This is a genomic window from Aeromonas sp. Marseille-Q5825 (assembly GCF_946892685.1).
Lineage (GTDB): Bacteria > Pseudomonadota > Gammaproteobacteria > Enterobacterales > Aeromonadaceae > Aeromonas > Aeromonas rivipollensis.
This window is the reverse complement of the sequence record NZ_CAMPOU010000004.1, coordinates 788,344-802,500: the sequence shown is the minus strand read 5'-3', so window position 1 is coordinate 802,500 and position 14,157 is coordinate 788,344. Positions and strand designations below refer to the sequence as shown.

Genomic DNA, 14,157 nt, shown 5'->3' with positions numbered 1-14,157 from the left:
AGTGGGAAACGATGTGGGAAGGCTCAGACAGCTAGGATGTTGGCTTAGAAGCAGCCATCATTTAAAGAAAGCGTAATAGCTCACTAGTCGAGTCGGCCTGCGCGGAAGATGTAACGGGGCTCAAACCAGGCACCGAAGCCGCGGATTCACACTTATGTGTGAGTGGTAGGGGAGCGTTCTGTAAGTCTGCGAAGGTGTGTCGAGAGGCATGCTGGAGATATCAGAAGTGCGAATGCTGACGTAAGTAACGATAAAGGGGGTGAAAAGCCTCCTCGCCGGAAGACCAAGGGTTCCTGTCCAACGTTAATCGGGGCAGGGTGAGTCGACCCCTAAGGTGAGGCCGAAAGGCGTAATCGATGGGAAGCAGGTTAATATTCCTGCACGACTTGTAATTGCGATGGGGGGACGGAGAAGGCTAGGTGGGCCAGGCGACGGTTGTCCTGGTGAAAGTGCGTAGGTGGTGTTTCTAGGCAAATCCGGAGACACAACACTGAGACACGAGACGAAGCCACTACGGTGGTGAAGCCATTGATGCCCTGCTTCCAGGAAAAGCCTCTAAGCTTCAGATTACAAGTCATCGTACCCCAAACCGACACAGGTGGTCGGGTAGAGAATACCAAGGCGCTTGAGAGAACTCGGGTGAAGGAACTAGGCAAAATAGAACCGTAACTTCGGGAGAAGGTTCGCTCTTGACAGTGAAGTCCCTTGCGGATGGAGCAGTTGGGAGTCGCAGTGACCAGATGGCTGGGACTGTTTATCAAAAACACAGCACTCTGCAAACACGAAAGTGGACGTATAGGGTGTGACACCTGCCCGGTGCCGGAAGGTTAATTGATGGGGTTAGCGCAAGCGAAGCTCTTGATCGAAGCCCCGGTAAACGGCGGCCGTAACTATAACGGTCCTAAGGTAGCGAAATTCCTTGTCGGGTAAGTTCCGACCTGCACGAATGGTGTAACCATGGCCATGCTGTCTCCACCCGAGACTCAGTGAAATCGAATTCGCCGTGAAGATGCGGTGTACCCGCGGCTAGACGGAAAGACCCCGTGAACCTTTACTACAGCTTGGCACTGAACATTGAACCTACATGTGTAGGATAGGTGGGAGGCTTTGAAGGCGTGACGCCAGTTGCGCTGGAGCCGTCCTTGAAATACCACCCTTGTATGTTTGATGTTCTAACGCAGGGCCCTGAATCGGGCTCGCGGACAGTGCCTGGTGGGTAGTTTGACTGGGGCGGTCTCCTCCCAAAGAGTAACGGAGGAGCACGAAGGTTGGCTAATCCTGGTCGGACATCAGGAGGTTAGTGCAATGGCATAAGCCAGCTTAACTGCGAGACGGACAGGTCGAGCAGGTACGAAAGTAGGTCATAGTGATCCGGTGGTTCTGAATGGAAGGGCCATCGCTCAACGGATAAAAGGTACTCCGGGGATAACAGGCTGATACCGCCCAAGAGTTCATATCGACGGCGGTGTTTGGCACCTCGATGTCGGCTCATCACATCCTGGGGCTGAAGTCGGTCCCAAGGGTATGGCTGTTCGCCATTTAAAGTGGTACGCGAGCTGGGTTCAGAACGTCGTGAGACAGTTCGGTCCCTATCTGCCGTGGGCGTTGGATGATTGAAGGGAGTTGCTCCTAGTACGAGAGGACCGGAGTGAACGAACCTCTGGTGTTCGGGTTGTCACGCCAGTGGCACTGCCCGGTAGCTAAGTTCGGAATCGATAACCGCTGAAAGCATCTAAGCGGGAAGCGAGCCCTGAGATGAGTCATCCCTGACCCCTTGAGGGTCCTAAAGGGCCGTTGGAGACCACAACGTTGATAGGTGGGGTGTGTAAGCGCGGCGACGTGTTGAGCTAACCCATACTAATTACCCGTGAGGCTTAACCATACAACACCCAAGAAGTGTTTCTGGCCTTGTAGCAAGTGCGTGAACTACTAACTAATTCAGTGATAGCGACGAGCCATTAAGGCCAAGTCGTTATTCACGTCAGCTTTCCGGATGAAGTTTTTTGCCTGGCGGCCATAGCGCCGTGGAACCACCTGATCCCATGCCGAACTCAGAAGTGAAACGCGGTAGCGCCGATGGTAGTGTGGCATTCGCCATGCGAGAGTAGGACACTGCCAGGCACCCAATACAAGAAACCCCGCTCAATGAGCGGGGTTTTTTATTGTCTGAAGTTCCACCAAACCTGCCACTGCTCGCCGAGATCTCGTCTGATTATTCCTTGAGTTCACCAGTTTCGTCACCTGTTGGTGCTCATGACCTCCGGCTTCCGAGGCTTCGTCTGCCGCTACACCTGGATCTGCACTCTCACCGGTTTTCCATTTGATTCCTCACGCGGCGCTATCCTGCTGAAAGCCGGCGTCGGGCCTGCAATTGGGGTTGTATCTGCATCATAACTCGGTAGAGTAAAGGGCATTCCGGGTTTGCCCATACCATGCCTTTGCTTATCCATCTGGTATGAGAGCATCCCACCCGTTTTCATTCACCTTCAGTCAGTGGTACCGATATGGAACAAGTAAACAAGTCTACTTTCAGCGATGTGTTGGAATATGTGCGTATGTCCCGTCGTCAGAACAAGCTCAAGCGTGAAATCGCGGACAACGAGAAGAAGATCCGTGACAACCAGAAGCGGGTGCTGTTGCTCGACAACCTGAGCGACTATATCAAGCCCGGCATGAGCATCGATGAGGTGCAGGCCATCATCGCCAACATGCGCACCGATTACGAAGAGCGTGTTGATGATCACATCATCAAGAATGCCGAGCTTTCCAAGGAGCGCAAAGAGCTGAGCACCAAGCTCAAGGGCATGAGTACCAGCAAGTAAGCCCACATCGCCATTCTCGAACACCGGCTTCCAGCCGGTGTTTCATTTCCACTCCGCAGCTCGGATCTCTCGCCGTACTGCAACAATCGGCTCCCATTTTTACAATCGCCCTGTTAACATCGCTGCAAAGCGGTCAATAGTTTTCAAGCCCTTGACTTGAAACGACTAAGCTTGATTGAAAGACAATAAATTGCGCAACCATGGTGGGGCTGATATGGGCGCATCAAAACAGACGGATTCGAACAAAGTGGCATCTCAGGATTCATCCGTACCGCATGCGGACGGGCAATATCAGCGCAAGCGTCGCCCCTGGTGGCGCTGGTTGTTCTGTTTCATCTTTTTGCTTTGCCTGGCTGCCGTGATCGCCCTGGTCGGTTATGAAATGAAGACCTCCCGATTGCAGTCGCAGGAGATCTCCCGTTATGCCGCCAAGCTGACTTATGAGCTGGAACCCGGTCCCAGCAAGCAGATCACCTTCCCGGATGATGGTCCCTTCGACAAGCGACTCGGTTATGTGCTGATGCCCATGATCCAGGAGCGCCTCATCCAGCGTGGCTATCAGGTGAGCGAGCAGGTGCGTTTTTCCGATGCGCTCTACAACTACGCCAGCCATGGTTTCTTCGTCCCCTATACCGAGAAGGTGCAGGCGGGGCTGACTCTGCACGACTGCCGTGCCGAGCCTTTCTATCAATACAAGTACCCGACCCATTACTACCCTGATTTCAACTCCATACCTCCTCTGGTCATACAGTCGCTGCTGTTTATCGAGAACCGGGAGCTGCTGAGCAACGAGCAGCCGCTGGCCAACCCGGCTGTAGACTGGCCCCGTTTTGCCAAGGCTGCACTGTCCCAGGTGGGCAAGGCGCTGGACATGCAGGATCAATCCGCCGGCGGCAGTACGCTGGCGACCCAGGTGGAGAAGTATCGTCACTCCCCTGATGGTTTGACCCTGTCCCCCACCGAGAAGATCCGCCAGATGGCCTCGGCCAGCGTGCGGGCCTATCGATTGGGGCCGGAAACCCTGGAAGCACGCAAACTGGTGGCCTGGGCCTATCTCAACTCGGTACCGCTCTCCGCCGCTCCGGGCTATGGCGAGGTGCACGGCCTGGGGGATGGTCTCTGGGTCTGGTTTGGTGCCGATGTGGATGAGGTGAATCGCCTGCTGGATCCCGCTCGCAATCAGGATGCCACCCTGGCCGAGCAGGGGCTGGCGCTGCGCCAGGTCGTCTCCCTGATGATTGCCCACCGTCGCCCCTCCTACTATCTGGCCCAGGGACGGGAGGCGCTGTCGACCCTGACTGACAGCTACCTGCGTCTGTTCGTTCAGGAGGGCATGATCACGCCGCCTCTGATGGAGTCGGCGCTCAAGGCCAAGCTTGCGTTCCGCGACTTCCTGCAGGCGCCGGCGATTACCCGGGTCAATAACAACAAGGGGTTGCAGGTCGCGCGCACCCGCCTCAGCCGTCAGCTCGGGGTTCAGCTCTATGATCTGGACCGCATGGATCTGACGGCGGATACGACCCTCAACATGCCGCTGCAAAATGACGTCTCCCGTTATCTGCAGCAGTTGGCGGACCCCACATTCGCCGCCCAGGTCGGGCTGTTTGGTGAGCGCCTGCTCTCGCCGGAGAAGACGGGGGACGTGAAATACAGCTTCACCCTGTTCGAGAAGACGCCGGAAGGGGTCAAGGTGCGGGTGCAGACCGACAACACGGATCAGCCGTTCGACATCAACGAGGGCAGCAAGCTGGAGCTGGGCTCTACCGCCAAGCTGCGGGTGCTGACCACCTATCTGGAGATAGTGACCGAGCTGCATGACAGCTACGGGAACATGCCGGCCGAGAGCCTGCGCAAGATAGAGGTCTCCGATCAGGACAACATCAGCCGTTGGGCCATCGGCTACCTGATGAGTGCCAAGGACAAGAGCCTGCCCGTGATGCTGGAGGCGGCGCTGGATCGCAAATACTCCGCCAGCCCCTACGAGGGCTTCTTCACCGGCGGAGGCATGCACACCTTCAACAACTTCCGCAAGGAAGACAATGGCCGCATTCCGCCCATCCGCGACGCCTTGCGCGAATCCATCAACCTGCCCTTCGTGCGGCTGATGCGGGACATAGTGCGCTACAGCCTCTACAAGGAAGGCAATCGCGCCCAGTTGCTCAAGGATGACAAGGATCCCCGTCGTACCGAGTATCTGGCCAAGTTTGCCGACAAGGAGGGCCAGACCTATCTGCTGCGCTTCTGGCGCAAATATCGTGGCAAGACCACGGATGAGCAGCTCGATACCTTCCTCGACGGCCTCAAGCCCAGCGCAGTGCGCCTCGCGGCCGTGCATCGCTACCTGATGCCGGAAGCGTCACAGGCCGACTTTGCCGCCTTCCTGGCGAAGCGCCTGCCGCGTAACAAACTGAGTGACAAGCGGATCGAGCAGCTCTATATCAGTTATGGTCCTGGTAAGTATTCACTGCCGGATCAAGGCTATATCGCCCGCGTTCACCCGCTGGAGCTGTGGCTGCTCTCCTATCTCAGGGAGTTTGATAAGGCCACCTTCGCCGATGCAGTTGCGGCCAGCCGGGATGAGCGTCAGGAGGTCTACAGCTGGCTGTTCAAGACCCGCCATCGCAGCGCCCGGGATAGCCGGATCCGCACCATGCTGGAGGTTGAAGCCTTCCTCGACATCCATCAGCGCTGGGCACGCCTGGGCTATCCGTTTGATCACCTGGTTCCCTCCCTGGCGACCGCACTGGGCAGCTCGGGTGACAGGCCTGCCGCCCTGGCGGAGTTGATGGGGATCATCCAGAACGGCGGCATGCGGGCACCGACCCTGCGGATTGAGCATCTCTCTTTTGCCAAGGACACGCCCTTCGCCACCGCGTTCGAGCCGGCCAACACCCAGGGTGTGCGGGTGATGCCCGTCGAGGTGGCCAACGCCCTGCGCAATGCCCTCTCCAAGGTGGTGGAAGGCGGTACGGCACGGCGTATCGCCGGTGCCTTTGCCTTGCAGGATGGCACAGTGCTGTCGTTGGGGGGCAAGACGGGGACGGGGGACAACAGGATCGAGACCGTCGGCCGCTACGGCAATGTCACCAGCTCGCTGGCGCGCAACCGGACCGCGACCTTTGTCTTCTACATAGGGGATGATCACTTTGGCACCCTGACGGCCTATGTGCCCGGCAGCCAGTCCGACAAGTTCCGCTTCACCTCGGCACTACCGGTGCAGGTCCTCAAGGGGATGGCGCCCTTGCTGGTGCCCTATCTGCAACCGGGCACTCATACCCAGTGCTTGCCGGGGAGCTGACGGCATGTCTAGTCCTGAAATAGGTTTACACATTTTCGTCTAGCTTCACGTGACTCAGAACCCCCGATGCACTGCATCGGGGGTTCTGTATTTCAAGGCATGATGCGGTCGCTCCAGGTTGTAAATATCCACTGCCTCACGCACCATCTCCCGCGCTTGCGCCAGGTCCTGCGGGCTTTGCAACAACAACTCCCCTTTCAAAATCCCGTTCACCCGCTCCGCCAACGCATTCTGGTAACAGTCATAACCATCCGTCATTGAGCATTTCACCCCGTGCCGGGCATGCAATGACTGATACAGGCCCGAGCAATACTGCACGCCGCGGTCCGAGTGATGGATAAGCTCCCCGCCGCCACGCCGTTGCTTCAGCGCTTGTCTGAACGCCATCGCCACCGACTCGGCGTGCATCCCTTCGTGCACGTGATGGCCCACTATCTTGCGTGAGTAAGCATCCGTCACCAGGCTCAGGTACAGCGGCCCGCTCCTGGCTGGCAGATAGGTGATGTCGGCGACCCAGACTTGCTCCGGTGCCACCGGCGTGACCTGCTCCGGCCCGGCCTTGAGCAAGTTGGGATGACGGTAGATACGGTGAAAACTGTGGGTGGTCTTGTGATACGCCCGCTTTGGCTGCACCAGCAGGCGGTGCTCGGCCAATATCTGAAACAGCCTGTCCCGCCCGACCTTGAGCCCGCCATCATCCTGACCCTGAAGCAGATAATGCAGCTTGCGGGTGCCCACCCGTGGTTGTCGCAGCCGTACCTGACGCACGAAGCGCACCACCTGCAGCCCCTGTGCATGGCGCAGGTCGGCAACCCGATTGCGCTTGTAGTAAGCCTGACGGCTTATCCCCAGAAACCGACAAGCCCTGACGATGGTCAGCCTCTGGACTTGCCGCTGCGAGAGGACTTGCCGGGTCGCTTTTTTACGATGGAGACGCCGTAGTCGTTCTTCAATACATCGACGACGGCCTCAAAGAACTGGGCCTTCTGGCTCATCAGCGCCAGCTGCTGCTCGAGCTCCTTGATGCGCTGTTCGGGCGTCTGGTTGTTGGGGTCAGGCATAGTGATGCTCCTGCCGGCGCGCACAGAAGCCCCCTGGCTCCAATCTTGCCGACCATGTTTACGCAACCATACCAGAACGGTGGAGTTGCCCTGAATGCCGTATCGGGCTTGTGCCTGCTGGCAGGTGAGCTCGCCTTTTTCAATCTGCTCGACCAGTGCCAATTTAAAAGTCAGCGAGTAATCGCGCTGTGTCCGTTTCACACCTTGTCCCATCGGGTTCTCCATTTATTGGGGGGAAAGGTGTAAACCATATTCAGGACGGGACAGCACATGAAAAAAGGGGGGCCAGATTGGCCCCCCTTTTCGTTTCTGCCGCCGGCAGCGTGTCCCGCGCCGGCATCATGACTTACAGCAGATGTTCTATCTCACCGCGCAGGTACTGGTACATCTCGCGATAGGCCACCGGCGGCTTGTTCAGCTCCCGCTCCTTGTTGGCGGTGCGGATCAGCTGACGCAGCTTCTGGCGATCCAGCTCGTGGAACTGGGACATCAGTTCGTTGAGGGCGCTATCACCCTCGGTGATCAGGCGCTCACGCCACTGCTCCAGCCGGTGCAGGCGGGCATTCACGGTGGAGTGACGCATCTTGATGATGGAGAGGGCTTCCTCGATCTGCTCTATATCCCGGCTGCGCATCAGGCGGCCGATGAACTGCAGGTGGCGGCGGAAGGATTCGTCCTTCTTGGGTTTGAGCTTGCGGCCCAGCTCGACGGCTTCGGCCAACTCTTCATCCAGCGGGATCCGTTCCAGCTCGCTGTGGCTCAGGGAGACGATCTCGGCCCCCAGTTTCTGCAGTGCCTCGGCGTCGCGCTTGAGCTGGCTCTTGCTTGGACCCCAATCGTCCAATTCGTTGTCGTCTTGATACTGACTCATCGGTCTCTGATTCCTGTCATTCGCGTTGGGGGATATGTTACCAGCTTCTCCCGCTGGGCGCAGGGGTCTGATATGCTTAGCCCCTTTCCTTCCTTCATACAGATGTGAGTTATGGACCAGCAAGATCAAATCCGCCAGGATCAAGCCCATCTCGAGGCGGTGGTCGCCGAGGCCCTGGAAATAGCCAAGGGGCTGGGTGCCGGGCTTGCGGAAGTCTCCATCAGCAAACAGACAGGGCTGTCGGTGAATACCCGGGGCTGTGAGCTGGAAAGCATCGAGTTCAACAAGGATGGAGCGCTCGGCATCGCCGTCTATCGCAATGGCTGCAAGGGATCTTCTTCGACCACGGATCTCGGCAAGCCTGCCATCCGCGCCGCCGTCGAAGCGGCCATGGAGATTGCCCGCCATACCTCCCCCGATGAATATGCCGGCCTGGCGGATGCCGAACTGCTGGCCTGGGATGCCCCGGATCTGCAACTCTGTCACTCAATCGAGCTGGATCCCCAGCGTGGCATCGAGCTGGCCATCGAGTGCGAGCGGCTGGCCCTGGGGCGTGATGCCCGCATCAAGCACTCCGATGGCGCCAGCTTTTCAAGCCATCTGGGGGTCAAGGTCTATGGCAACAGCCATGGCTTCGTCAAAGGCTATGCGGCGTCGCGCAACTCCCTGAGCTGCGTGCTGATCGGCGAGCAGGATGGGGACATGCAGCGGGACTATGGCTACTCCTCCAGCCGCGCCCTCTCCGGCCTCTGGACCCCGCAGCGTATCGCTGACGAGGCGGTGGAGCGTACCGTCTCCCGTCTGGGGGCCCGCAAGATCAGCACCCGCCACGCCCCCGTGCTGTTTCATCCCGACACCGCCGCCGGCCTGTGGGGCCATCTGGTGATGGCCATCAGCGGCGGCAACCTCTATCGCAAGTCGAGCTTCCTGCTGGATAAACTGGGCAAGCAGATACTGCCTGAGTGGCTCAGCATTCGGGAGTTTCCACACCTGCTGGGGGGGCTTGCCAGTACCCCCTTCGACGGTGAAGGGGTACGCACCCGCGACATGGACATAGTCCGCAACGGCGAGCTGATGAGTTGGCTGCTCACCTCCTACTCGGCCCGCAAACTGGGGTTGACCACCACGGGCCACGCCGGTGGCATCCATAACTGGCAGGTTTCCAATACCGGCCAGGATTTCCAGGGCATGCTCAAAGAGATGGGGACCGGCCTGCTGGTGACCGAGCTGATGGGGCAGGGGGTCAACATAGTCAATGGTGACTACTCCCGCGGCGCCGCCGGTTTCTGGGTGGAAAATGGCGAGATCCTCTATCCGGTTGAGGAGATCACCATAGCCGGCAACCTGGCCGATATGTTCAGTACCCTGGTGGCGGTGGGGAACGACGAGGACGAGCGCTCCAGCCTCAAGACGGGCTCTGTGCTGGTCGAGCAGATGAAGCTGGCGGGGCACTAAGCCGCCAGACTCCGGAAATGAAAAAGGCCCCCTCGCCTGGCGAGGGGGCCTTTTTAGTGCTCATCGGCAAGGGGTGATGATCACTCCTTGATGCGCTCTATGCAGCCGCCCAGGCCTTGCAGCTTGTGCTCTATGTCTTCATAGCCACGGTCGATGTGATAGATGCGCTCGACCATGGTGGTGCCCTCGGCCACGAAGCCGGCGAGGACCAGGCTGGCGGAGGCGCGCAGATCGGTTGCCATCACCTGGGCACCCTTGAGTTGTTCGGTGTCGCGGCAGATGGCCACGTTACCCTGCAGTTCGATGTCAGCACCCATACGTACCAGCTCGGGCACGTGCATGAAGCGGTTCTCGAAGATGGTCTCGGTGACCATGCCGGTGCCCTTGGCCACGGCGTTCAGTACGGTGAACTGCGCCTGCATGTCGGTCGGGAAGGCCGGGTAGGGGGCCGTCTTGATGGTGACCGGCTTGAGGGTGCGACCCGTCATGTCGAGGGAGATCCAGTCTTCCCCCTTCTCGATGAGCGCACCGGCCTCTTCCAGCTTGACGAGGACGGCTTCCAGCAGGGAAGGGTCGGTCTTGCGGCAGGTGATCTTGCCCCCGGTGACGGCGGCACCCACCAGGAAGGTACCGGTCTCGATACGGTCTGGCTGCACGCTGTAGCTACCGCCGTGTAGACGCTCGACCCCGTCTATGGTCAGGGTGTCGGTACCCGCACCCTGGATCTTGGCGCCCAGGGCGTTGAGGAAGTTGGCGAGATCGACCACTTCCGGCTCGCGGGCGGCGTTCTCGATCACGGTGCGACCGTCGGCCAGGGTGGCGGCCATCATCAGGTTCTCGGTGCCGGTGACGGAGATCATGTCCATCAGGATGTGGGCACCCTTGAGACGACCGTCGACACGGGCCTTGATGTAGCCATCTTCGATGGCGATCTTGGCGCCCATCAGCTCGAGGCCGTGAACGTGCAGGTTGACCGGGCGGGCACCGATGGCGCAGCCACCGGGCAGGGAGACGTCAGCCGCGCCGAAACGGGCGGCCAGCGGGCCCAGCGCCAGTATGGAGGCGCGCATGGTCTTCACCAGCTCGTAGGGGGCGACGTGGTTGTTCACGGCGCCGGTCAGCACAGTCACGTTGCCGTTGACCTTGGTGCTGGCACCCAGCATCTCCAGCAGCTTGAGGGTGGTGCCCACGTCTTTGAGGCGCGGCACGTTCGAGAGCTGGATCTCCTCGTCGCACAGCAGGGTGGCGAACAGGATCGGCAGGGCGGCGTTTTTGGCGCCGGAGATGGTCACTTCACCGGAGAGGGTGCAGGGGCCGGTGATCTTGAATTTGTCCATTTACTTAGATACCAAATCAGGAGGGCAGTAGGAATTTACGTTCGCGCTTCCATTCGGCATCGGTAAAGGCCTTGATGGAGAGGGCGTGGATGGCGTTGCTGGCGATCTTGTCCATCAGCGGGGCATAGATGGCCTGCTGCTTCTTGACCCGGCTCATGCCGTCAAACATGTCGCCGACCGCAATCACCTGATAGTGACTGCCGTCGCCTTTGACATGGACTTCGGACAATGGCAAGGCCTCAAGGAGTATCGCTTCAATTTCAGAGACTTGCATTATGCGTCCTCGGTGTTGGGCGGGGTGGGTTGAAACAGACTGGCCACACCGTACAGCTTGGCCAGGGTATAAAAATCAGTGGAGGCGCCCACCAGTTGCGGCGTGGCCCCCCGTGTCAGGGTGGCTTTGGCCCACTTGACCAGCAGGGCCAGGCCGGCGGAATCCAGGGTGGTGACCCCGCTCATATCGAGCGCATCGTCTTGCCACCACTCGGATCGCCGTTGCCACAGGGCGTTGACCTGCGGCGCCTGCAGCTCCCCCTGGAGTGTCATGACTTGAGCACCAGCGGCTTGGCATTGTGCTCGCGCAACTGGGCGATCACCGCATCTATGCCGTTCTGGCGAATGAGGCCACCGAGCTCGCTCTGCTTGGCGGAGAGCAGGCTGATCCCTTCGGCAACCATGTCGAAGGCCTTCCATTCCCCTGTCTTGTTGTTCTTGCGCAGCTTGAACTCGAGGAAGATGTCCGGCTTGCCGGCCTCTTTCACGCTGACGTTGACGGCGGTGATGTTGCTGTCACCGGGCGCCTTGCCCGGCTGGACCTTGACGGTCTGCTTGTCGAAATGGGCCAGGGCATCGGCGTAGGAGCTCACCATGTACTCGGTGAACACCTGGACGAAGGCATCGCGCTGGGCCGGGGTGGTTTCCTTGATCTGGTTGCCAAGCACCTTGTAGGCGGCGAAGCGGTTGTCCACATAGGGCAGTAGCTCTTCGCGGATGATCACCCGCAGGTGATCCGGGTTGCTCTTGACCTGGGACTTGTCCGCCTTCAGGCGGGCGAAGGTCTGCTGGGCAGCCTGATCCACCAGGGCATAGGGGTCGGCGGCATTGACTGCAGCCAGGGCGGAGACGGAAAACAGCATGCTGGTCATCAGACCCAGCAGCAGGGCGATCTTCTTGAACATGGTTACTCCTTGGTTGCTGGCGTATCGGTGGCCGGGGAAGACTGGCTGTAGAGGAACTTGCCAATCAGGTCTTCCAGCACTATGGCGGACTTGGTGTCTTCGATCATGTCGCCATCCTTGAGCATGCTGGTGCCCATCTCTTCATCGGTGAAGCCCGGTGCCAGGCCGACATACTGCTCGCCCAGCAGACCCGAGGTCAGGATGGAGAGGGTGCTGGTTTCGGAGAACTCGCCGGCACTCTTTTGCATCTGCAGGGAGACGATGGGCACCTGGCTCTTGGCATCCAGCGTGATGTCGCTGACTCGACCGACGACGACGCCGCCGACCTTGACCGGCGAGCGCACTTTCAGGCCGCCGATATTATCGAAATGGGCGCGCAGGGTATAGGTTTCTCCTTCCGGTTTGAAACTCAATCCCGCCACTTGCAGTGCCAACGCCAGAATGGCTGCGATGCCAGCCAGCATGAAGGCACCGACCAGGAATTCTACTTTGCTGAACTTCATCTTTCCCTTATCCAAACATGACTGCGGTGAGTATAAAATCCAGACCGAGCACGGCCAGGGATGAGTGGACCACGGTACGGGTCGTCGCCTGACTGATCCCGGCCGAGGTCGGCTTGGCATCATAGCCATTGAAGAGAGCGATCCAGGTCACCACCAGGGCGAAGATCACACTCTTGATGGCCCCTTGCATGATGTCGTCCTGCCAGTCGACGGAGGCCTGCATGGCAGACCAGAAACTGCCCTCATCCACCCCCAGCCAGTCGACCCCGACCAGTTTGCCGCCGAAGATGCCGATCAGGCTGAACATGAAGGCCAGCAGCGGCATGCTGATGACCCCAGCCCAGAAGCGAGGCGCCACTACCCGGCGCAGCGGGTCCACCGCCATCATCTCCAGGCTGGAGAGCTGCTCGGTGGCCTTCATCAGGCCGATCTCGGCGGTGAGGGCCGAACCCGCACGACCGGCAAACAGCAGGGCGGTGACCACAGGGCCCAGCTCCCGCAGCAGGGAGAGGGAGACCAGGGGCCCCAGACTCTGCTCGGCACCGAAGTCCTTCAGTACGTTGTAACCCTGCAAGGAGAGCACCATGCCGATGAAGAGACCCGATACCAGTATGATGGCGACCGATTGTACCCCCACCACATAGAGCTGCTGTACCAGCAGGGGGAAGTGCTTGCGGGGCTCGGGTTTGCCCGCCAACGCGTGAAACAGCATTATGGTGGCGCGGCCGACGGCGCTGATGAAGCGCACCCCGCTCCGCCCCAGCTTGCTTATCTGACTTATGAACATCACAGATCCTGTAGCAGGTCGCCTGCCGGAAAATGAAACGGAACAGGACCATCGGGCAATCCCTTGAGGAACTGCTCGACCTCGGGATTGTGCTCCTCGCGAAGTTGCTCCGGCGTGCCCTGTGCCACCACCCTGCGGTTGGCGATGATGTAGGCGTAGTCGGCGATGCTGAGCACCTCCTTCACATCGTGGGTGACGATGACGGAGGTGATGCCGAGGGCATCGTTGAGTTCCTTGATGAGCTTGACCAGCACCGCCATGGTGATGGGATCCTGGCCGACGAAGGGCTCGTCATACATGATGAGATCCGGATCCAGTGCTATGGATCTGGCCAGGGCCGCACGACGGGCCATGCCGCCGGAGAGCTCGGAGGGCATCAGGCGGGCGGCACCACGCAGACCCACAGCCTGCAACTTCATCATGACGATGGTGTGGATCAGCTCTTCCGGCAGACCCGAGTGTTCCCGCAGCGGGAAGGCCACGTTGTCGAACACCGTCATGCCGGTGAACAGGGCGCCGCTCTGGAACAGCATGCTCATCCGCTTGCGCACTTCATACAGACGGCTGCGGGAGAGGGTGGGGATGTCTTCCCCGTCAAACAGAATATGACCGGACTCAGGCTTCAGCTGGCCACCGATCAGGCGCAGCAAGGTGGTCTTGCCGATGCCGCTGGGGCCCATGACGGCGGTGACCTTGCCACGGGGAATGGTCAGGTTGATCCTGTCGTACAGCAACCTATCTCCGTGACTGAAGGTCAGGTCGGAGATGGTGATCAGGTCATCGTTCAAACAATTGTCCATCCGGTATAAATGAAGAGCGAATTTTATGGGCTAGTCTAGGTCTAA

12 protein-coding genes and 2 rRNA genes (1 of these 14 only partly in view) are annotated in these 14,157 nt (G+C 59.4%); 5 read left to right on the top strand and 9 right to left on the bottom strand.

Annotated elements, in window-relative coordinates; all coding sequences use genetic code 11:
- From OC537_RS14410 to OC537_RS14395, 4 genes are all read left to right on the top strand, one after another.
- A 23S ribosomal RNA gene (locus OC537_RS14410) occupies positions 1 to 1,882 on the top strand; it begins 1,008 nt to the left of the window's first position.
- Positions 1,883 to 2,006: 124 nt separating this feature from the next.
- Positions 2,007 to 2,121: ribosomal RNA gene (rrf, locus tag OC537_RS14405) — 5S ribosomal RNA — on the top strand.
- A gap of 383 nt (positions 2,122 to 2,504) precedes the next feature.
- Positions 2,505 to 2,822, top strand: coding sequence for a PTS system regulator TmaR (gene tmaR, locus OC537_RS14400; protein ID WP_025328544.1), 318 nt, complete (start codon positions 2,505 to 2,507; stop codon positions 2,820 to 2,822).
- 214 nt (positions 2,823 to 3,036) lie between these two features.
- A complete protein-coding gene (locus OC537_RS14395) occupies positions 3,037 to 6,120 on the top strand; it encodes a transglycosylase domain-containing protein (protein WP_262112195.1) in 3,084 nt (1,027 codons plus the stop codon).
- 54 nt (positions 6,121 to 6,174) lie between these two features.
- Here OC537_RS14395 and OC537_RS14390 read toward each other — a convergent pair.
- Together OC537_RS14390 and yjgA are read right to left on the bottom strand one after the other, a co-directional pair.
- Positions 6,175 to 7,394, bottom strand: a protein-coding gene (locus OC537_RS14390) for an IS3 family transposase (RefSeq protein WP_262110598.1) whose coding sequence is annotated in 2 segments (ribosomal slippage) — positions 6,175 to 7,046 and positions 7,046 to 7,394 — 1,221 coding nt in all. Because the reading frame shifts where the segments join, the coding sequence is not laid out codon by codon here.
- A gap of 133 nt (positions 7,395 to 7,527) precedes the next feature.
- On the bottom strand, positions 7,528 to 8,052 hold the full coding sequence (yjgA, locus tag OC537_RS14385) for a ribosome biogenesis factor YjgA (RefSeq protein WP_106885621.1): 525 nt from the start codon (positions 8,050 to 8,052) through the stop codon (positions 7,528 to 7,530).
- Positions 8,053 to 8,163: 111 nt separating this feature from the next.
- Here yjgA and pmbA point away from each other — a divergent pair, with 111 nt between their 5' ends.
- On the top strand, positions 8,164 to 9,507 hold the full coding sequence (pmbA, locus tag OC537_RS14380; protein ID WP_234690677.1) for a metalloprotease PmbA: 1,344 nt from the start codon (positions 8,164 to 8,166) through the stop codon (positions 9,505 to 9,507).
- Positions 9,508 to 9,587: 80 nt separating this feature from the next.
- Here the strand turns inward: pmbA and murA are convergent, their stop codons facing one another.
- The 7 genes from murA to mlaF are packed head-to-tail and all read right to left on the bottom strand — an operon-like array spanning position 9,588 to position 14,112.
- Positions 9,588 to 10,844, bottom strand: coding sequence for a UDP-N-acetylglucosamine 1-carboxyvinyltransferase (gene murA / locus OC537_RS14375; protein WP_106885623.1), 1,257 nt, complete (start codon positions 10,842 to 10,844; stop codon positions 9,588 to 9,590).
- 16 nt (positions 10,845 to 10,860) lie between these two features.
- A complete protein-coding gene (ibaG, locus tag OC537_RS14370; protein ID WP_005306001.1) occupies positions 10,861 to 11,118 on the bottom strand; it encodes a BolA family iron metabolism protein IbaG in 258 nt (85 codons plus the stop codon).
- A complete protein-coding gene (locus tag OC537_RS14365) occupies positions 11,118 to 11,390 on the bottom strand; it encodes a lipid asymmetry maintenance protein MlaB (protein WP_042649054.1) in 273 nt (90 codons plus the stop codon). Before OC537_RS14365 ends, ibaG begins: the two co-directional genes overlap by 1 nt.
- Positions 11,387 to 12,022, bottom strand: coding sequence for a phospholipid-binding protein MlaC (gene mlaC / locus OC537_RS14360; protein WP_042649053.1), 636 nt, complete (start codon positions 12,020 to 12,022; stop codon positions 11,387 to 11,389). Before mlaC ends, OC537_RS14365 begins: the two co-directional genes overlap by 4 nt.
- Before the next feature lie 2 nt (positions 12,023 to 12,024).
- Entirely contained in the window at positions 12,025 to 12,525 is a 501-nt protein-coding gene (gene mlaD, locus OC537_RS14355) for an outer membrane lipid asymmetry maintenance protein MlaD (protein ID WP_106885624.1), read from the bottom strand.
- 7 nt (positions 12,526 to 12,532) lie between these two features.
- Positions 12,533 to 13,312, bottom strand: coding sequence for a lipid asymmetry maintenance ABC transporter permease subunit MlaE (gene mlaE / locus OC537_RS14350; RefSeq protein ID WP_025328536.1), 780 nt, complete (start codon positions 13,310 to 13,312; stop codon positions 12,533 to 12,535).
- The gene (gene mlaF, locus OC537_RS14345; RefSeq protein ID WP_025328535.1) at positions 13,312 to 14,112 is read right to left on the bottom strand and encodes a phospholipid ABC transporter ATP-binding protein MlaF; all 801 of its coding nucleotides are present in this window, start codon (positions 14,110 to 14,112) and stop codon (positions 13,312 to 13,314) included. The genes mlaE and mlaF overlap by 1 nt, the downstream gene beginning before the upstream one ends.
- Positions 14,113 to 14,157 lie beyond the last annotated feature (45 nt).